This window comes from Brevundimonas aveniformis DSM 17977 (genome assembly GCF_000428765.1).
GTDB lineage: Bacteria > Pseudomonadota > Alphaproteobacteria > Caulobacterales > Caulobacteraceae > Brevundimonas > Brevundimonas aveniformis.
Window position 1 is genome coordinate 249,304 of sequence record NZ_AUAO01000001.1, and the last position, 18,241, is coordinate 267,544.

General features: G+C 66.5%; 18 protein-coding genes. 7 read left to right on the plus strand and 11 right to left on the minus strand.

The features are described from left to right. The first annotated feature begins 229 nt into the window (after positions 1 to 229). Positions 230 to 1,645 (plus strand): cell envelope integrity protein CreD, encoded by a 1,416-nt coding sequence (gene creD, locus G391_RS13480; RefSeq protein WP_051257038.1) that lies wholly within the window; start codon positions 230 to 232, stop codon positions 1,643 to 1,645. A 15-nt stretch (positions 1,646 to 1,660) separates the two neighbouring features. Here the strand turns inward: creD and G391_RS13485 are convergent, their stop codons facing one another. The 9 genes from G391_RS13485 to msrB form a co-directional block, all read right to left on the minus strand. Further along, entirely contained in the window at positions 1,661 to 2,584 is a 924-nt protein-coding gene (locus G391_RS13485; protein WP_245572013.1) for a glycosyltransferase family 2 protein, read from the minus strand. A gap of 71 nt (positions 2,585 to 2,655) precedes the next feature. Beyond that, positions 2,656 to 4,578: a threonine--tRNA ligase gene (thrS, locus tag G391_RS0101300; protein WP_029085905.1), complete on the minus strand. Its 1,923-nt coding sequence runs from the start codon at positions 4,576 to 4,578 to the stop codon at positions 2,656 to 2,658. Between the two features lie 4 nt (positions 4,579 to 4,582). Next, a complete protein-coding gene (yidD, locus tag G391_RS0101305; RefSeq protein ID WP_029085906.1) occupies positions 4,583 to 4,813 on the minus strand; it encodes a membrane protein insertion efficiency factor YidD in 231 nt (76 codons plus the stop codon). A 61-nt stretch (positions 4,814 to 4,874) separates the two neighbouring features. After that, a complete protein-coding gene (locus G391_RS0101310) occupies positions 4,875 to 5,327 on the minus strand; it encodes an iron-sulfur cluster assembly scaffold protein (RefSeq protein WP_029085907.1) in 453 nt (150 codons plus the stop codon). Positions 5,328 to 5,428: 101 nt separating this feature from the next. Further along, complete coding sequence (locus tag G391_RS0101315) at positions 5,429 to 5,824, minus strand: acyl-CoA thioesterase (protein WP_029085908.1); 396 nt, start codon at positions 5,822 to 5,824, stop codon at positions 5,429 to 5,431. A gap of 12 nt (positions 5,825 to 5,836) precedes the next feature. Then, the gene (locus tag G391_RS0101320) at positions 5,837 to 6,193 is read right to left on the minus strand and encodes a DMT family protein (protein WP_029085909.1); all 357 of its coding nucleotides are present in this window, start codon (positions 6,191 to 6,193) and stop codon (positions 5,837 to 5,839) included. After that, positions 6,190 to 7,464 carry a DNA recombination protein RmuC gene (locus G391_RS0101325; protein WP_029085910.1) on the minus strand — a complete coding sequence of 425 codons (1,275 nt, stop codon included), beginning with the start codon at positions 7,462 to 7,464 and terminating at the stop codon, positions 6,190 to 6,192. The genes G391_RS0101320 and G391_RS0101325 overlap by 4 nt, the downstream gene beginning before the upstream one ends. A 68-nt stretch (positions 7,465 to 7,532) precedes the next feature. After that, positions 7,533 to 9,215: a cytochrome c biogenesis protein DipZ gene (locus tag G391_RS0101330; protein WP_029085911.1), complete on the minus strand. Its 1,683-nt coding sequence runs from the start codon at positions 9,213 to 9,215 to the stop codon at positions 7,533 to 7,535. A gap of 1 nt (position 9,216) precedes the next feature. Next, positions 9,217 to 9,726, minus strand: coding sequence for a peptide-methionine (R)-S-oxide reductase MsrB (msrB, locus tag G391_RS0101335; RefSeq protein ID WP_029085912.1), 510 nt, complete (start codon positions 9,724 to 9,726; stop codon positions 9,217 to 9,219). Positions 9,727 to 9,844: 118 nt separating this feature from the next. On the opposite strand from msrB, the gene G391_RS0101340 reads away from it, so the two are divergent. Together G391_RS0101340 and G391_RS0101345 are read left to right on the plus strand one after the other, a co-directional pair. Then, positions 9,845 to 10,276 carry a hypothetical protein gene (locus G391_RS0101340; protein ID WP_029085913.1) on the plus strand — a complete coding sequence of 144 codons (432 nt, stop codon included), beginning with the start codon at positions 9,845 to 9,847 and terminating at the stop codon, positions 10,274 to 10,276. A gap of 105 nt (positions 10,277 to 10,381) precedes the next feature. Further along, the gene (locus G391_RS0101345; RefSeq protein WP_029085914.1) at positions 10,382 to 11,458 is read left to right on the plus strand and encodes a hypothetical protein; all 1,077 of its coding nucleotides are present in this window, start codon (positions 10,382 to 10,384) and stop codon (positions 11,456 to 11,458) included. Positions 11,459 to 11,466: 8 nt separating this feature from the next. Here G391_RS0101345 and recR read toward each other — a convergent pair whose 3' ends face one another. Beyond that, positions 11,467 to 12,069: a recombination mediator RecR gene (gene recR, locus G391_RS0101350; protein WP_029085915.1), complete on the minus strand. Its 603-nt coding sequence runs from the start codon at positions 12,067 to 12,069 to the stop codon at positions 11,467 to 11,469. A gap of 149 nt (positions 12,070 to 12,218) precedes the next feature. Here recR and G391_RS0101355 point away from each other — a divergent pair, with 149 nt between their 5' ends. The 4 genes from G391_RS0101355 to G391_RS0101370 all read left to right on the plus strand — a co-directional run bounded on the left by G391_RS0101355 (position 12,219) and on the right by G391_RS0101370 (position 17,491). Further along, positions 12,219 to 13,475 carry a GTP cyclohydrolase II gene (locus G391_RS0101355; protein ID WP_029085916.1) on the plus strand — a complete coding sequence of 419 codons (1,257 nt, stop codon included), beginning with the start codon at positions 12,219 to 12,221 and terminating at the stop codon, positions 13,473 to 13,475. Further along, on the plus strand, positions 13,462 to 14,694 hold the full coding sequence (locus tag G391_RS0101360) for a DUF1688 family protein (protein WP_029085917.1): 1,233 nt from the start codon (positions 13,462 to 13,464) through the stop codon (positions 14,692 to 14,694). The genes G391_RS0101355 and G391_RS0101360 overlap by 14 nt, the downstream gene beginning before the upstream one ends. A gap of 11 nt (positions 14,695 to 14,705) precedes the next feature. Beyond that, positions 14,706 to 15,335, plus strand: coding sequence for a uracil phosphoribosyltransferase (upp, locus tag G391_RS0101365; RefSeq protein ID WP_029085918.1), 630 nt, complete (start codon positions 14,706 to 14,708; stop codon positions 15,333 to 15,335). A 98-nt stretch (positions 15,336 to 15,433) separates the two neighbouring features. Then, positions 15,434 to 17,491, plus strand: coding sequence for an alpha/beta hydrolase family protein (locus G391_RS0101370; protein WP_029085919.1), 2,058 nt, complete (start codon positions 15,434 to 15,436; stop codon positions 17,489 to 17,491). On the opposite strand, the gene G391_RS0101375 is transcribed toward G391_RS0101370, so the two are convergent. Continuing rightward, entirely contained in the window at positions 17,488 to 18,225 is a 738-nt protein-coding gene (locus G391_RS0101375) for a HesA/MoeB/ThiF family protein (RefSeq protein WP_029085920.1), read from the minus strand. The two genes, G391_RS0101370 and G391_RS0101375, sit on opposite strands and share 4 nt — an antisense overlap. Between the last annotated feature and the right edge of the window lie 16 nt (positions 18,226 to 18,241).

The following is an 18,241-nucleotide window of genomic DNA, read 5'->3' on the forward strand; positions in this document are numbered from 1 at the left end:
TTGATGGGGAGGTGGTTCGGTGCGTCGCGACGGGCCGAAGGGGACTCTCTCCGCCGCACCGGCGTCCTTCGGTCGCCGGCCCCTCCACCACTTCGTGGTCCCACTCCCCACCGCTGCGCGGCAGGGAGGAGACAGAGCTATCAGACTCCGTCAGCCCGTTTCCTCGCACCTCGGCCTTGATTTCGCCTGACAGGCGGTGTCGCCTCACGTCAGGGATGGAGACACCGACATGGCCGACACCAATTCGCTCAAACTGCCTTTTCCGCGCCGGTCGCTGGGGTTGAAGCTGCTTCTGGTCTGTGGGCTGGCGCTGTTGATGAGCATACCGGCCCTGATGGTGTTCGGCCTGCTGATGGATCGAACCAACCGCGCCGAGACGGTGGCCGCGGAGGTTGGTGGTCTGATGGGCGGACCTCAGACCTTCCTCGGACCGGTCGTCGCGGTGCCCTACAGCCTGACGCGCGCAGCTGAGGCCGGACAGCCGGCGACGACAACGCAGTCGGTCTGGATCATCTATCCTGAAACCGGAAACATGACGGTGGGCACCGAGTCCGAACTGCGCAAGCGGTCCCTGTTCCGGGTGCCGGTCTATGAGGCCGACGTCACCTATGCCGCCACCTTCAACCTGGCCGAGGCCGGAGATGAGGCCCCAGCCGGGGCGGTGCTGGACTGGTCGCGAGCGGAGCTCATCGTCGGTGCCTCCGGTGTGCGAGGCGCGCGCTCGGATCTGACCCTCGCGGTCGGCGGCGGCGAGCCGGTCGCCCTTGAGCCGGCCAATCTGTTGTCGAACATCTCCCTGGACGGGTCGGACGGCAACTATTCCAGCCCCGAGGTCCGCGGTGCCGGGGCACCGACCCTGGGCCTGTTCTCGACGCCTCTCGGTGAGGTGGATCGGGCCGCCGGCCCAGTCGAAGTGCGTGGTGAGGCCAACTTCTCCGGCGCACAGCGGCTGGCCATTCTCGCGTTCGCCCGGACAACAACGGCCGCCGTTTCCGGCGACTGGCCCCATCCGTCCTATGGCGGCGGCTTCCTGCCGACCGATCAGGGTCCGGCAGCGCAAGGCCCCGGTTTCGAGGCGGCATGGTCGATCCCCTATGTCGCGCGCGGCGTGCCGGCAGAGGGCGGCACCGACACCCTGTCGCGCCTGGGCACCAACGAACTGGCCGTCAGCTTCATCGAACCAGCCAATCCGTATCAGTCGGTCAGCCGCAGCCTGAAGTACGCGCCGATGTTCATCGGCCTGGTGTTTCTGGCCTATTTCCTGTTCGAAACGACGACCGGCAAGCGGGTCCACCCGGCGCAGTACATCCTGGTCGGCCTGGCCCAGGTGATCTTCTATATGCTGCTGCTGTCGATCGCCGAGCACACGGGCTTCGACATCGCCTTCGGCATCGCCGCGACGGCCACCGTGGCGCTGATTTCCGCCTATGCGGGCTGGACCTTCAAGAGTCGGGCGCAAGGGGTGCGCGCACTGGTGGCTTTCACCTTCCTCTATGGGCTGATTTACGTCCTGATGCGGCTGGAGGATTACGCCCTGCTCGTCGGTGCCCTGGCCAGCTTCGCCGCCATCGCCGCGGTGATGTGGTTCACCCGCAATATCGACTGGTACGGCGGCAAGGGGGATGGTGGCGAAGCCGCCGCCTGATTTCGCCCGGTCCCGCTAGCTGCGCCCGGTCAAACGGCGCAGCAGCGGGCGGCTGACCGACGCCACAACGATCAGGGGCGATAGCCCGTAGGCCAGCAGGCGGCGCGGCCAGCTATCGGCCCGCTTGACGAAATAGCGGGCCAGACCCAGCCCCTTGAACCACTCAACGAAGAGGGGTTCCACCAGGCTCGTGTGGCCCAGGTGAACGACCTCTGCCCTTGGATGGAACAGGACCGCTCCGCCCATCTTGCGCGCCCGCCAGCACAGGTCGACGTCTTCAACGTGCAGGAAGAAGTCTCCGTCAAAGCCGCGCAGAGATCGGAAATCGGCCCGGCCGACGGCGAAACAGGCCCCCGAGATGGTCGGCACCGGAAGCGGGCCTTCAGGAAGGGGCTCGCTCTCAAGGTGGATCTCGAACTTGCGCAAGGCCGGCACCATCTCCGCCAGGCGCGTAAAGCTGAGCAGCGTGGTTACCGGCGTCACCTCATAGCGGCGGGCTCCCCGCTGTTCGGTCCGATCTTCATTCAGCACCCGTGCCCCGACGATACAGGGACTGGGCTGACCTTTGGTGGAGTCCACCAGGGCACGAACGCAGCCGGGCTCAAGGAAGGCGTCCGGGTTCAGGAATACCAGAAAGCGCCCGCGCGCGGCTGAGGCCCCCAGGTTGGCACCCTTGGCAAAGCCGATATTGCCATGCCCCTGGAGAAGACGAACACGATCATCCGTCTGGCTGATGGCGAACAGCCGCGCCTGATCCGGTTCGGACGAGCCGTTGTCGACGATGACGAAATCATCGACGTCTGGATCGGCCAGAACCCGCGCGATCGACGTGAACAAGGCCGGGCCCGTCATATAGACGACCATGATCACCGAGACTTCGGCAGACGGGTCCTCAAGCTCGAAATGGGGAAAGTTCCGAACTGGAACGAGCTTGTTCACTGTGGCTCCCGCCTCCAACACACCGGCAACGGCTGTACGCTTCGTCTCGACCCATAACACCCCCGAACCGACTACCGCAGGTCGGGAGGAGTGGCTTCCATCGTCAGCGTCTGAACAGCTTCGTCGAGCGAAATCAACTCCTGGGCGTTCCCTGTGCCCAGACGACGCAGGGCGACGGTTCCGTCCTCGGCCTCCTTGCGCCCGACCACGGCAATGATGGGGGCCTTGGCCAAGGAATGCTCTCGGATCTTGTAGTTGATCTTTTCGTTGCGGAGATCCGTCTCGACCCGAAGGCCCGCGGCGCTCAGACGCTCTGCGACCTGGCGGGCATAGTCGTCCGCGTCCGAGGTGATGGTCGCGACAACCACCTGGGTCGGGGCCAGCCACAGGGGGAACGCCCCCGCATAGTGCTCGATCAGTATACCGAGGAACCGTTCGAACGAGCCGAGGATCGCTCGGTGCAGCATGACCGGTCGGTGCTTGCCACCATCCTCGCCGACATACTCCGCGTCCAGGCGCTCGGGCAGCACATAGTCGAGCTGGATGGTGCCACAGGTCCACTGGCGACCGATGGCGTCACGAATGACGAAGTCCAGCTTGGGCGCATAGAAGGCCCCGTCGCCCTCGGTGATCACCGGCTCAACCCCGGCCTGGCGAGCCGCCGCCAGCATCTGGCCCTCAGCCTTGTCCCAGAATTCATCGGTACCGGCCCGCAGCTCAGGCCGGGTGCCCAGTGAGATATATTCCGCCTCCAGGCCCAGGTCGGCGTGGATTGACCGGCATAGTTCGATGAACCGCGCCGTTTCGCCCTCGATCTGATCCTCGCGACAGAAGATGTGAGCGTCGTCCTGGGTGAAGGCGCGCACGCGCATCAGACCGTGCAATGAGCCGGACGGCTCATACCGATGACATGAGCCCATCTCGGCCATGCGGATCGGCAGTTCCCGATACGACCGCTGACCGACGTTGAATATCTGGACGTGGCCGGGGCAGTTCATCGGCTTGAGCGAAAGCGTCTCGCCCTCGACCGTCTCGCAAACGAACATGTTTTCGCGGTACTTGTCCCAGTGGCCGGATTTCTCCCAGAAAGACCGGTCCAGCACCTGAGGCGTCTTGACCTCAACATAGCCGGCGGCATCCAGGCGGCGGCGCATATAGGCTTCCAGCGTGCGCCACAGACGCCAGCCCTTGGGATGCCAGAAGACCATGCCGCGGCCCTCTTCCTGCATATGGAACAGGCCCATCTGCTTGCCGAGCTTGCGGTGGTCGCGCTTCTCGGCTTCCTCGATGCGTTCGAGGTAGGCGTTGAGGTCCGCCTCGCTGGCCCAGGCCGTGCCGTACATCCGCTGGAGCTGGGCATTGCGGTGATCGCCGCGCCAATAGGCTCCGGCCAGCTTGGTCAGTTTGAACGCCTTGCCGACCGACTTGGTCGAGGGGAAGTGCGGGCCCCGGCAAAGGTCAGCCCAGTCGCCCTGTTTGTAGATCGTGATCGGTTCGCCGGCCGGAAGATCACGGATGATCTCGGCCTTGTAGGCCTCACCCACATCCTCGAAATGTTTGATGGCGACCTCGCGGTCCCAGACCTCACGCACGATGGGGGCGTCGCGATCAACGATCTCGCGCATCTTGGCTTCGATCTTCTCGAAGTCGTCCGTCGAAAACGGCTCGTCGCGGGCGAAGTCGTAGTAGAAGCCGTCCTCGATGGCCGGGCCGATGGTCACCTGGGTGCCGGGGAACAGCTCCTGAACGGCCTCGGCCAGGACGTGGGCGGTGTCGTGGCGGATCGTCTCCAACGCCTCGGGATCGTCACGCGTGATCAGGCGGAAGGCCCCGCCCTTTTCGATCTCGCGGTGCAGATCGCGCAACTCACCGTCCAGCTCGGCCAGCACGGCGCGTTTGGCCAGCGACGGCGCGATGGACTTGGCCACCTCAAAGGCCGTCGTGCCGTCCGGATACTGGCGGCTGTTTCCATCGGGGAAGATCAGGTCGATCATCGTCTCAGTCTTTCTTGGGCGGCACCGGGTCATAGCCCGATCCGCCCCATGGTGTGCACCGGCAGACGCGGCGCAGGGTCAACCAGCCGCCGCGAACCGGCCCGTGATCAATCAGCGCCTGGGCTCCATAATCCGAACAGGTCGGCAGGAAGCGGCACTGATTTCCAATCAACGGCGAGAGCGTCAGCTTGTAGGCCCGATGGGCCCCACGGACGCTGGATTCATAGATGCCCATGCCGGCGCGTTTCATTTCACGAAGCAGTTCGCGGGCTTATCGCACCTGCGAAATGGTTGGATCAAGCCGCGCCGGCGATCCTAGTTCGATCCAGCGCCTGGCGTGCTGCAGCCGCCGCAGCCTCGATCGGGATCATCGTCGAGGCGTGGCGCGCCGGATAGTCCCGCACCGTCTCCAGAATGGCCAGGCCGGCAAAGCGCCCGGTCGGCGCGGGACCGGCCTCTTTCAGCATGGCCTTGAGCTGATCGCGCGCCGTTTCCAGTTCCTCGATCGTCGCGCCGATCACGCTTTCACCGACGATGGCGGCGCAGGCCTGACCCAGCGCACAGGCCCGGACGTCCTGGGCAAAGTCCGCGACCCGCCCCTGATCATCCAGAACCACATCGACGACCACCGTCGAGCCGCACAGCTTGGCGACCCCCTCGGCCGTCCCTTGCGGCGCAGCCAACCGCCCGGCCCGCGGCATATTGGCCGCGAGCTTCAGGATCCGGTCGCTGTAGAGGGCGTCGATCATCGGAGGAAAGATAGCGATGGCGGGGGCGGGGTTCCAGTGGCGACCGCAATGTCTCCTCCCTGTCGCCGTAGGCGGCGGGCGGGGGGGACGCATCAGGCCTCCTACGCGTCCGGCAGCACGCGCGGGCGCTTGTTCTCGTCGATGGCGACGAAGGTGAACACGCCCTCGGTCACCTTCTCATAGGCTTCGCGCTCGCGCGGGCTGCGCCAGGCCTCGACGAAGACGCCCACCGAGGTCCGCCCACGCCGCACCACCTTGGCAAACAGGCTGACGACATCGCCGACATAGACGGGATGGTGAAACACCATGGCGTCGACGGCCACGGTCACGCAGCGCCCCTGCGCCGCCTCATAGGCCGCCGACGCCGCCGCCTGGTCCATCTGCGACAGCAGCCAGCCGCCGAAGATGTCGCCATTGGGATTGGTGTCCGAGGGCATGGCGATGACGCGGATCTGGGGGGTGGTGTCGGGCGGGCCGTTGCGGTCTTCGTCAGTCATTCGGCTGAGGCATCACACCGGGCGCAGCTTGTCCAGAAAAACGAAGGCCACCGCCGCGATCATGCACAGGAACGCCGCCGCGTGGTTCCATTTCAGCCGCTCGCCCATGACCAGCACCATGAAGGCGGCGAAGACCAGAAGCGTGATCACCTCCTGCATGATCTTGAGCTGGGCCAGGTTCAGCCCGGACGCATAGCCGATGCGGTTGGCCGGGATGACGAACCAGTATTCGAAAAAGGCGATGCCCCACGAGGCCAGGACCACCAGCCACAAGGCCTTGGCCGGGAACTTCAGATGGCCGTACCAGGCCAGGGTCATGAAGGCGTTCGAGATCGTCAGCAGGATCGCCGTCCAGACCCAGCCGTTCATTCGGCGGCTTCCTTGTCACGCGCCTGTTCCACCAGCTCCGGTCGGCTGAGCGCGCGCGGCGCGGCCTCGACGGGGGCGATCTCGGGGATGTCCTTGCCCTCGTGATCAACGGCCAGGTCCTCGAAGCGGCGGGCCTGGACCATGACCTGGCTCTCCAGCGAGCCGACGAACTGGTTGTACCGACCGACGGCGGCGTCGAGCGCCTTGCCGACCGAGGCGGCGTGGCCGCCCATAACCGACAGGCGCTTGTAGAGCTCCTTGCCGAGCGCCGCGATCTTGGCCGCATTGGCCCCCTGCTCCTCCGCCCGCCAGCCGTAGGCGACGGCCTTGCACAGGGCGAACAAGGTGGTCGGGGTGACGATAAGGACGCGCTTGTCCATCGCCTCGGTCATCAGGTCGGGCTGGCGCTCCAGGGCGGCGGCCAGGAAACCGTCGCCGGGCACGAACATGGCCACGAAGTCAGGCGACCCCTCGTCCTTGAACTGGTCCCAATAGGCCTTGGCCGACAGGCCCTGCATATGCGCCTTCAGGCTCTGGCCGTGGCGGATCAGGGCCTGTTCGCGCGCCTGTTCGTCCGCCGTCTCCTGCGCCTCGAGAAAGGCGTTCAGCGAGACCTTGGCGTCGATGGCGAAGACGCCGCCGCCGGGCATCCGCACCTTGACGTCGGGGCGGCGGCGGCCCTCGTCGGTTTCGACGGTGAACTGCTCCTCGAAATCGAAGCGATTGTTCAGACCCGCGGCTTCCAACACGTTGCGAAGGGTCTGTTCGCCCCAGCGACCCTGGACACCGGCCCCGCGCCGGAGTGCCGCCGACAGTTTGCGGGCCTCGCCCTGGGTGGCCACCGAGGCCTCCATCAGGGCGGTGATCTGGGCCTTCAGCCCGCCGGTTTCTTCGGCCCGCGATTTTTCCAACGCCTGAACCTGGGCCTCGAACTTGGTCAGGGTGTCGGCCACGGGCTTGAGCTGGGCCTCCAGCCGGGCGTGGGACAGCTGATCGCGCGAGGCGAAACGCTCATCGGCCTGTTTCAGCAGGGCCTCAGCCACCTGTTGCGCGGACTGCGCGGCCTGGGCGCGGACCAGCTCGGCGTTGGTGGCGGCCGCGTCCTCCATGACCTCGGCCCGGGCCAGCGCCCGGCCGTGCTCCTCGCTCAGCGACCAGGCCCGCGCCTCCGCCGCCGACGCCCGCCGACGCTCCAGCACCGCCCACACCAGCGCCAGCACCGAAAACGCCCCCGCCGCCATCGCGGCGATCATCCATGCCTGTTCGTCCATGATCCAACCCTAGTCAGAGTCCCGCCAGGCTCCAACCTGAATGGCGGGTGCGCCAGAGGCGGTCGCACCTAGCCGAAGGTGAAGGCGTACGCCGCCGCGCCGGGGTCGAGGAATTCGATGCGGAGTTCGCCGCCGCCGGGGTTGGGGAGGCGGACGAGCTGGTAGAGGCGCTGGTCGCGGATGACGCCGTCACCGGAGGGGGAGACGTCGGTGCCGGCGGCGTCCCCCGGGGGCTGGCCGTTGATCGTAATGCGGAAGCGAACCGGGCGGTCAGTGGTCGAGGCCAGGACCAGGTGCACGTCGCGGCCGCGGAACTGATAGCGGACGGTGCCGCTCGGGCCGGTGAGGACGGCGCGCTGGCCTTCGCGGGTCCAGGCGCCGTCGAGGGCCCAGTGGTCAGGCTGGAGCGGGCCGGAGCCGGTGACGAAGTTCATGCCCCGGTCCGTGCCCAGATACGTCTCCGGCGAGCGGTCGGCGCCGCTGTCGGGGGCCATGGCGCCCTCGGCCTCGGTCCCGCCGGCGGGCGGCGGCAGGTTGGTGGCACCGGCCTCCATCAACAGGGTGCGGATGATGGCCTCGGAACGCTCATAGTCGCCCTCGCCGAAGCGGACGTGGCGCAGGTGGCCGTTGGCGTCGATGAAATAGTGGGCCGGCCAGAAGCGGTTCTGATAGGCGCGCCAGACGTTGAACTCATTGTCCAAAGCGACCGGATAGGGGATGCCGAGATCCTCAACCGCGCGGCGGACGTTATTCGGATCCCGCTCGAAGGCGAACTCCGGCGCGTGCATGCCGATGACCACCAGGCCGTGCTCGCGATAGAGCCGATCCCACTCGATCAGATGAGGCAGGGTGCGGATGCAGTTGATGCAGGAGTAGGTCCAGAAGTCGATCAACACGACCTTGCCGCGCAGGTCCTCCAGGGTGGTCGGCTCGCCCTGGAGCCATTCGGTGACGCCGTCGATGGGCGGCGCGACACCATAGTCGCGGAAGTCGTTGGCCTCGGCCTCCGGCTCCGTATGGCCCATGCCGCCGGTGCCCAGGAGGCCCTGTTCAATGCGTTCGGTCGAGGCCGCGGACACCTGCGCCAGCACACCCCGATCCAGCCCCAAAGCAATCGCCGCCACCCCGACCAGAACCAAAGCCCCAAGCACCCGGCGCACGACCCGCTCGTGCTTCAAATAGCCCTTCATGGCTTTCAAAACCCGCCCGCCGACCAGCAGAGCCAGGGCCATCGAGGTGGCCGCGCCCAGCGCATAGGCGAGCAGCAACAGGCTGGTGGACGCACTGGCTCCATTCAGCGCCGCCCCGGTCAGGATCAGCCCCAGGATCGGCCCCGCGCACGGTGCCCACAGAAGCCCCGTCGCCAGCCCCAGGATGAGCGAGCCGCCGACCTCGTTCAGTCCCTCAGACCCGCCGGGCCGGACCCGTTCGCTCAGCCGCGCGCCGAGCGATTGCAGCGGCGTCATCACCCGGTCGCCGAAGGCGGGGAACAGCATCATCAGGCCGAACGCCGCCAGCAGGACGATGGCGATCCACCGGCCCCACTGATTGGCCTGCACCGCCCAGGCCCCACCGATCGCCGCCAGAGTGGCCACGCCAGCGAACATCAGCGCCAGCCCCGCCATCATCGGCAGGGTCGAGGTCAGAAACGGCCGCCCCGCTCGCGCAAACACGAAGGGCAGAACCGGCAGAATGCAGGGCGACAGAATGGTCAGCACCCCGCCGAGATAGGCGATCAGGATCAGGGTCATATCAGGCCGGCCGGAAGCTCAGGGCGACGCCATTGTTGCAGTATCTGAGGCCCGTCGGGCGCGGCCCGTCTTCGAAGACGTGGCCGTGATGCCCCAGACAGCGGGCGCAATGGTATTCGGTGCGGCGCACACCGATGGCGAAATCAGCGCGGGTTCCGATGGCACCGTCGATCACCCGATAGAAGCTCGGCCAACCGGTGCCGCTGTCGAACTTCCACTGGGATCGAAACAGCGGCAGGTCACACCCCCGGCAGTGAAAGACGCCGCGTCGATGCTCGTCGTTCAGCGCGCTGGTGCCGGGCCGCTCGGTCCCCTCGTGGCGGAGCACCTGAAAGGCCAGCGGCGAAAGACGGGCCCGCCACTGGGCATCGGTGACGCGCCGGAACGGCGAATTGGCGTAGGCCGCTTCGGCCCCGCTGCTCTGGGCCTCGGCGCGGCCACCCGTACAGGCGGCGGTGAGAAAGGCGGCTCCGGTGAGCAGGAGGCCGCGACGATGAAAGCTCTGGGTCATGTCTGCCTATACGGGGCCACTCCTGAGCCGGATGCAATCGTCAGGGCGCGACGCCTTGACGGGGCGTATCGCCTATCCGTGTTATCTTGCCCGAATCCCTGCAGGTGCGGAGCCCCAGATGTTTGCGTTGATCAGTGTCATGGCGGTGGTCGCAAATTTTCTGATGCGCGCCTGTCCTCTTCTCGTTCTGGTCGTCATGGTCGGCTGCGGGCCGTCCTACGCCCCGGTCAACGCCCCCTCGCGACCGTGTCCCGAGATCACCGAGGCCGCGTTCGACGCGGCTCTCGCCGCCGGTGCCGCGCGCGGTGATGCGGTGATCCACAGTTCGGGGATGGTCGATCTGACCTTCGGGCCGGGCGTCGTGCACTGTGCATCCTATCGCTCGTCGATGCGCCCGTGCCGTCGCCCCAATGATCTGGTCATCCGCTACGAAATCGAGGGCGATCAGACCCGCTTCGTTCAGGTCCCGGCCAATGCCCAGTATCGCTTTCACGTCGGCGGACGCCCCACGACCTGCCAGATCGTCAATGAGGACACACCGGGCGGCTAGACCCGTGATGGCCGCGTCAGGATTGCTCATCTTGACGAACGCCGATCTGCGGGTCTGATTGCCGGAACGGGGATCACGCGTGATCCGCAAGGCCGGGAGACGAAGATGGCGGTTAAATCGATCCTGCTTGGCGCAACCCTAGTGGTGGCGCTCGCCACCGGGTCCATCGCTGCCGCGCAGTCGCAGCCCCTGCCGCCGGGCCCCGGACCATTCACCGGCCGTCCGCTGCCGACGCAGCCGAGCCAGCCGATTACGCCCCGGAACAATGACGGACAGCTCCGCCCCCTCCCCACCCAGACCGAGCTGAGAGTCGAGAGCTTTACAACCCGCGACCTGCGTTGCTCAGCTGACCTGTCGAGCGCCAGCTACAACATCAGCGCCCGCCTGCCGATCCAGACCGATCCGGTGCGCAGCAACCAGGCCGATATCGAAATCCTCGTGGATGGAGTTTCGGCGGGAAGCATGACCCTGACGGCCAGAGACGGCTATGTGACCTTCTCCCGCCGGGTGAATGTGACCGGTGGAGCCTCGGCGGACCATCAGATCGTCTTTGTCCTGAACGGAGCGGTGCGCAGCGCCCCGATCTCGGCCCCGCATTCCTGCGCGACGCTGCGGCCGAGCGTGACCGAACACCAGCCCGGCGTCGCGACGCGACCGAACCTGGCCTTCAGCGCGCCGGTCTATGTGGCTGTACGGCGGATCGACAACCGGATCGGCGTTGCGGGCCGACCCACACCCCCCCGGATCACCTACTCCTTCAACGCACCCCTAGTTCTGGAGCTTCCGAGAGATCGATCCAACGTCATCCAGTTTCGGGGCGTCCGTCTTTGCGATGCCGGCGACACCTACGCGCCCCAGATGGAGTTCGCCGTTGCGATCGACGCCTTCATGGTCGATGACCCGGCCGCGCACTTCTCGGCCTCGGGGCCCGGCACCCGGGGTCTGAGCACGCCGCGCTACGTGGATACGCGGGGCGGGTCGCTGTGGGCGACAGGCGATGCGCTGGGAACACCCAATATCGAGGGCACGCCACTGCCGGCCGGCCATCAGTGGTTGGTGTTCAGCGGCCAGCTGCACTGTACCTCCAGCGGCAATCTCGACCTGAGGTTCGACCCTGGCGACCTGCGGGAAAGCAGCACTGAGGACAACGCCTTGCGGCTGCGGTTCGTGACCCGGCCCTGAGGAACGGCTCAGGCCGGGCGACGCGCGCGCAAAGCCTGGGCGATGGTGCCGTCATCCAGCCAGTCGAGCTCGCCGCCGACGGGAACGCCGCGCGCCAGGGATGTCACCGACACGCCTGTGTTTGCCAACCGCTCCGCCAGATAGTGCGCCGTGGTCTGGCCATCGACCGTCGCCGGCAGGGCGAGGATGACTTCGCTGACAAGGCCCTCCCCCACCCGCTGGACCAGTTCACCGGCCCGAATGGCGTCCGGGCCTACGCCGTCCAGCGCCGACAGCAAGCCGCCCAGCACATGGTAGCGCCCTCGATAGGCCCCGACCCGCTCCATAGCCCACAGGGCCCCGGCCTCCTCGACCACGCAGATCAGGGAGGAATCGCGGCTCGCATCCGAACAGATCGAACAGGGGTCGCGCGTATCGGGTGCCGCACAGACTGAACAGGGCCGCACCTTGGCCGCCGTCTCGGCCAGGGAATCGGCCAGTGGCTGCATCAATTGTTCCCGCTTTTTCAGCAGGGCCAGGGTCGCGCGGCGGGCCGACCGCGGCCCCATACCGGGCAGCTTTGACAACAGGCCGATGAGGCGTTCGATCTCGGGTCCGGCGGAGGAGGCCATGGTCTGGGTTTAGCCGAAAGGAGCGATTCCGTCAGAGCCAATCTGGGGTGACGTGAAATCACGCTGGACAGTCATTCCACGCGGTGTCTCACTGTCAGATTCCCCGGCTGTGTCGGGGTGAGGAAACAACAACAAGAACCATCAAAACAATGTCGTCCAATCGCAGCGGGCATATTCGCCTGAACTCCCACCCCGGCGGCGGAGCTGCCGGACGCTTTCCGATCCATTGGGGAGCGCCCACGGCACGCGAGCGAGGCCCGGTCATCGGCTCGGCCCATGCCGGCGCAGATCGCAATGCTATCGGGGCCCATGGCGGAGCCTATTCCCTGTACCGCGCCCTGGCGATTTCATCGGGCGCGATGCCGGCAGGATCGCGGCCGGACCTGACCAATACCCAGCCGACGTTTTCGTTCGGTCCCTTTCCCCAGTGGAAGAATGCCGAGAAGATCGTCTCGCTCGACCCGTGGGGCCATCTGGTGGCTGATGCTTTCGCCGAAGAGATTCGCGAAGGCGTCGATATCCGCCCGACCATCGCCGTCACCAAGGCGCGCCTGACCCTGCCGGAGATCAGCCAGGCCATCGACGCCGGACGCCTGAACATCGACGGAACCATCGTTCACGAAACCCGCGACGTGGCCGTGACCAAGGCGGCGGTCGATCCGGTCTGGTGGCTGCCGGGCATCGCCGAGCGGTTCGGGGTGACGGAGACGGCGCTGCGGCGGACCCTGTTTGAAGAGACGGGCGGCATGTACGCCGATCTGGTGACGCGCCCGGACATCAAGGTCTTTCTGCCGCCGATCGGGGGAATCACCCTCTATATGTTCGGCGACCCGGCCAAGATCGGCGATCCGACCCAGCGGCTGACTTGCCGGGTGCATGACGAGTGCAACGGTTCGGACGTGTTCGGCTCGGACATCTGCACCTGTCGGCCCTATCTGACGCACGGCATCGAAGAGTGCGTGCGCGAGGCCCAGAGCGGCGGGGCAGGCCTGATCGTCTATAACCGCAAGGAAGGCAGGGCGCTCGGCGAGGTGACCAAGTTCCTCGTCTACAATGCCCGGAAGCGCCAACCGGGCGGCGACCAGGCGGCGACCTATTTCGAGCGGACGGAGTGCGTGGCGGGCGTGCAGGATGCCCGCTTCCAGCAGTTGATGCCGGATGTGCTGCACTGGCTGGGAATTGAGCGGATCGACCGGTTCGTCTCCATGTCGAACATGAAGCACGACGCCCTGACCGGCTCCGGTATCGAGATCGGTGAGCGGGTGCCGATCCCCGACGACCTGATCCCGGACGACGCCTCGGTGGAGATGGAGGCCAAGAAGGCCGCCGGCTATTTCACCCCCGACGCGCCACCCAGCGCGGAAGATCTGACCAAGGTGGTGGGTCGCGATCTTGGCAAGTTCTGAGACGGAGGCCGCGCGCGGCCTGTTGAACGCGGCGGCGGTGCGCGAACGCGCCCACGAGATGCTGGACCTGGCCCTGGCCGGTCAGGTTCAGGGCTGGCGCGTCGATCTGGATCGGCTGCCGGACACGGCGCGGTTCGCGGCCGGAGTCATTCGCGACCAGTACCCGGACCTGAAGGTGCCGTTCCACGCGCGCTGGCGACACTTCGTGTTTCAGGGCCGCGACCTGTGGGCCGAGATGTCAGCCCGCCTTGACGACGCGGATGCGCGGGCACGGGCGGCGTTTGATCTGGCCATCGTGTCGGTGTTGCTGGACGCGGGATCCGGGCCAGGCTGGCGCTATCGCGACGCGCCACTGGGGATCGAGGCGACCCGTTCGGAGGGGCTGGCGCTGGCGTCCTTGCGGATGTTCGAGGCCGGGGCCTTCTCCGACCGGGACGACCAGCCGTTGCGCGCCGACGCCGCCGGATTGATCGAACTGAGCGCCGCCGCCCTGGCCGAAGGGTTCCAGGTCGCGGACGACAATCCGCTGGCGGGGCTAGAGGGGCGGGCCTCACTCCTCAACCGGCTGGGCGCGCAGGCGGTGGCGCGGCCTGACCTGTTCGCGATGGCCGACAGTCCCAGACCCGGCGGCCTCTATGACGCAATTCGCAAATGCTCCGTAGACGGACGACTGGCTGCGCCCGTGATCCTGGAGGTGCTGCTGGAGGCGCTCGGGCCGGTCTGGCAGGATCGGCTGACGCTGGGCGGGGTCGATCTGGGCGACACCTGGCGGCATCCGGCGCTGAAGCGCGACGACGCCACCGATGGGCTGGTTCCGATCCACAAGCTCAGCCAGTGGCTCAGCTATTCGCTGGTCGAGCCGCTGATGGACGCCGGGCTTGAGGTCACCGACCTGGACGGCCTGACGGGCCTGGCGGAATACCGGAACGGCGGGCTTTTTCTGGACATGGGCGTCGTCGCCCTGACCGATCCGGCCGACGGCGAGAAGTCCTGGCCGGTATCCGATCCGATGATCGTGGCGTGGCGGTCGATGACGGTGGCGCTGCTGGACCGGATCGCGCCGCTGGTGCGAGACGAACTGGGCGTGACGCCCGACGAGATGCCGCTGGCCAGCGTGCTGGAGGGCGGCACCTGGGCCGCCGGTCGGCGCATCGCCGCGACAAAACGCGAGGGCGGCGGACCGCCCCTGACCATTCTCTCAGATGGGACTGTCTTCTGATGACGACCACGATCCAAGGCGTGACGGTGATCGACCACCCGCTGGTCCAGCACAAGCTGAGCCTGATGCGCAACAAGGACACCTCGACCGCCCAGTTCCGGCGGCTGCTGCGCGAGATTTCGACCCTGCTCTGCTATGAGGTCACGCGCGATCTGCCGCTGGAAACCATCCAGATCGAGACCCCGGTTGAGCGGACCGAGGCGGTGCGGCTGGCCGGCAAGAAGCTGGTGCTGGCGCCGATCCTGCGCGCGGGCGTGGGCCTGATGGACGGGATGCTGGACCTGATCCCGGCGGCGCGCGTGGCCCACATCGGCCTCTATCGTGACCCCGAAACCCTGGTGGCGGTGGAATACTATTTCAAAGCCCCGGACGACATCGCCGAGCGGCTGGTGATCGTCGTCGACCCGATGCTGGCCACAGCCAATACGGCGGTGGCGGCGCTGGAGCGGCTGAAGGAGCGGGGCGTCACCGACCTGAGATTCGTCTGTCTGGTCGCTTCACCCGAGGGGATCGAGCGGCTGAGGGCCTATCACCCGGATGTGCCAATCTGGACCGCCGCCATCGACCGCGGGCTGAATGAGCACGGCTATATCGCACCGGGTCTGGGCGACGCCGGCGACCGGCTATTCGGGACGCGGTAGGCACCCCCTCCTCTTTGCGAACGGCGGAATCGCACGGCCTGACTTGACCTTAGGGCGAGCAGATTGTCTGTTTCGCGGATCAGTTGGGAGGAGCTGCCATGACCGATCAGAAGAGTATGCGCCCGCGTGGATTGGACCGGCGCCAACTGTTCGCCGTCGCTGGATCGGCGGGCCTGATGGCGACCGTCGCGCCTTCTGCCATGGCGCAGACGGCCACGCCCCACAGTCTCGTCGAGTTCTTCCAGTACGATCGCCTCATCAGCGTGGCCCTGTCTCCTTCCGGCGAGAAGATCGCCTTGCTCAAGGAAACGCGCGAGAACGGCGAGCGGCTGGCCCTGGTTGACGTGTTTTCTGTCAACAATCTGAGCCAGGCCACCAGTCGCAGCCGGCTCGGGGATTTCCAGGCCGATCAGATGGATTGGGCCAACGATGAGCGACTTCTGATCGGATTGATCCAGATCGTCTCTCGCGACGCGCGTGTCCGAAGCGATCGGTCCACGATCACCGACGAACAGGTTACCCACGTCAGCCGGCGCATGATTTCGCTGGATACGGTCAACGGAGGGGCGGTCGTCCTGTTCGAGAACCAGCCGGGTGCCCTCACCCATTCCATCGACCTGGGACGGGTTGTTGATCTCCTGCCCAGCGACCCTGACCACATCCTGATGATGTCGCGCGAGGGGCAGCGGCAGTCGGGCTACTGGATTCCCGCATCATCCGGGCGCCAGGCCCTCTACCGAGTGAACGTGAACACCGGCGATGCCGAACGGATCGAAGCCGGGACCGACCAGACGATCGGTTGGCGGACGCACGCAGGTGTGCCGGTCATTCGCGTCGATATCAGCCCCCGAGGCACCTACGAGACCTTGTACGCCCGGGTCGAAGGCACAAGCGATTGGCGTCTGCTCACCCGTCGGCGGGTGACCGAAACCCCGGAATTCGAATACATTTCCAACGGAGATCGCCCCAATGTGATCCTGGTCGCAGCGCGACGCGACGGAGAGGACACCTCCTCCGTGCGCACCCTGGATCTGACGTCTATGACCTACGGTCCGCCGTTGACCGCGCGGCGGGACCGCGATGTGTCATACGGCGTTCTTGACGACACCGGTCGATATCTCGGCGCGGCTTTCTACGCTGATCGACTGGAGTATGAGATCGCCGGGCCTTTGGGGGCCCAGCATCGGGCCCTGAACGGCTATTTTGGCGGAAACAGCAATGTCCATTTCTGGGATGTCAGCCGGGATCACAACCGGCTGCTACTCCGGGTAAGCGGCCCCCAGGATCCCGGGTCCTGGCATCTGTACGATGTGGCGGGCCGTCATGTGGAGGCCCTGGGCGCGCGTATCCCGCTTGAAGTGTCGCGCCTGTCCCCCACCGAAGCCATCGATGTGTCCACGCGCGATGGCCGGACCATCCGGGCCTATCTGACCGGCCCTCTGCACGGACGACCCGCGCCACTGGTCGTTCTGCTTCATGGCGGGCCGGAGATCCGGGATGCTCTGGAATGGGATCGTCAGGTTCAGGTCCTGGCGGCCCAGGGATGGTGGGTGCTGCAACCCAATTTCCGCGGCTCAGGCGGCTATGGACAGGCCTTCGCGCAAGCCGGCTGGCGCGAATGGGGCGGCAAGATGCAAACCGACGTCGAGGACGCAGTCGCTCGCGCGATCCAGCTCAAGGGGCTGGATACGTCAAAGGTCGCCATCATGGGGGCGTCTTACGGCGGCTACGCGGCCCTGATGGGAGCCGTACTGCGCCCTGACCTCTACAAGGCCGCGATCGGCATCGCCGGCGACTACGACCTGGTCCGCCTGCTCGAGCACGAGCGCGATACGGACGATACCCCGGACAACTTCGTCTACGGCGTCTGGTCCAACCGGATCGGCGACCTGCAGCGCGACCGCGCCCTGATCGAGGCAGCCTCTCCGCGTCGGCGGGTGAACGAGATCCAATGCCCGGTTCTTCTGGTACACGGCGAATGGGACCAGATCGTTCCGATCAGCCAGAGCGAGCGGATGGAGAGCGCGCTGAACGGTGCCGGCAAGTCAGTGGACTTCGTTCGAGTCCGAAACGCCGGTCACGGCGATTGGGTCGATGACGTCGATGTCGAACTCTGGCGCCGCTACGTCGAGTTTCTTCAGCGCGCCTTCGCCTAACCCCCACAGGCGCGACAGGTCGGGTCTGCGGTCACCTGGACCGTCCGCGCCTCGCCTTTGAGGCCGTCATAGATCAGCAGCCGCCCGGCCAACGGCTGGCCTGCGCCGATGATCAGCTTGATGGCCTCCAGCGCGGCCATCGAACCGACGACACCGGCCAGCGCCCCGACGACACCGACCCTCTGGCAGGTCTCGGCCTCGGGCGGGACATCCGGCACCAGACAGCGATAGCAGGGCTTTCCGGTGAAGACGCCGACCTGGCCGGTCCAGCGACCGAGCGCGCCCGACACCAGCGGCTTGTCGAGCATGGTGCAGGTGTCAGACACCAGCAGCCGCGTGGCAAAATCATCCGTGCCGTCGATGACCAGATCACTCTGCCCGATCCAGGTCGGCGCGTTGTCGGCGTCGAGCGCGGCGAAGATCTGAAAGACCCGCACATTCGGATTGATGGCCTTCATCGCCCCCGCCGTCGCCTCAGTTTTTTCGTCGCCGATTTCGGCGGTGGCGAACTGGATCTGGCGATGCAGATTCGACAGGGCCACCCGATCCGGGTCGATCAGAGTGATCTGACCCACGCCAGCCGCGGCCAGATACAAGGCCACCGGCCCACCGACACCGCCGCAGCCGACGATCAGCACCTTGGCCGCCTGGAGCTTTTGTTGTCCCGGCCCGCCGAGTTCGGCCAGCACCAGTTGGCGAGCGTAGCGTTCAACTTCTTCGTCGGAAAAGGCCATACGGCTTGCGAAATCC

Coding starts and splice junctions, on each gene's coding strand:
- G391_RS0101370 (WP_029085919.1), top strand. CDS start 15,434: ATGACCGATCAGAAGAGTATGCGCCCGCGTGGATTGGACCGGCGCCAA.
- G391_RS0101320 (WP_029085909.1), bottom strand. CDS start 6,193: ATGAACGGCTGGGTCTGGACGGCGATCCTGCTGACGATCTCGAACGCC.
- thrS (WP_029085905.1), bottom strand. CDS start 4,578: ATGATCGACCTGATCTTCCCCGATGGAAACAGCCGCCAGTATCCGGAC.
- G391_RS0101345 (WP_029085914.1), top strand. CDS start 10,382: ATGGCGGTTAAATCGATCCTGCTTGGCGCAACCCTAGTGGTGGCGCTC.
- G391_RS0101355 (WP_029085916.1), top strand. CDS start 12,219: ATGTCGTCCAATCGCAGCGGGCATATTCGCCTGAACTCCCACCCCGGC.
- G391_RS0101315 (WP_029085908.1), bottom strand. CDS start 5,824: ATGACTGACGAAGACCGCAACGGCCCGCCCGACACCACCCCCCAGATC.
- G391_RS0101325 (WP_029085910.1), bottom strand. CDS start 7,464: ATGGACGAACAGGCATGGATGATCGCCGCGATGGCGGCGGGGGCGTTT.
- G391_RS0101330 (WP_029085911.1), bottom strand. CDS start 9,215: ATGACCCTGATCCTGATCGCCTATCTCGGCGGGGTGCTGACCATTCTG.
- G391_RS0101375 (WP_029085920.1), bottom strand. CDS start 18,225: ATGGCCTTTTCCGACGAAGAAGTTGAACGCTACGCTCGCCAACTGGTG.
- recR (WP_029085915.1), bottom strand. CDS start 12,069: ATGGCCTCCTCCGCCGGACCCGAGATCGAACGCCTCATCGGCCTGTTG.
- G391_RS0101340 (WP_029085913.1), top strand. CDS start 9,845: ATGTTTGCGTTGATCAGTGTCATGGCGGTGGTCGCAAATTTTCTGATG.
- creD (WP_051257038.1), top strand. CDS start 230: ATGGCCGACACCAATTCGCTCAAACTGCCTTTTCCGCGCCGGTCGCTG.
- yidD (WP_029085906.1), bottom strand. CDS start 4,813: ATGGGCATCTATGAATCCAGCGTCCGTGGGGCCCATCGGGCCTACAAG.
- G391_RS0101310 (WP_029085907.1), bottom strand. CDS start 5,327: ATGATCGACGCCCTCTACAGCGACCGGATCCTGAAGCTCGCGGCCAAT.
- msrB (WP_029085912.1), bottom strand. CDS start 9,726: ATGACCCAGAGCTTTCATCGTCGCGGCCTCCTGCTCACCGGAGCCGCC.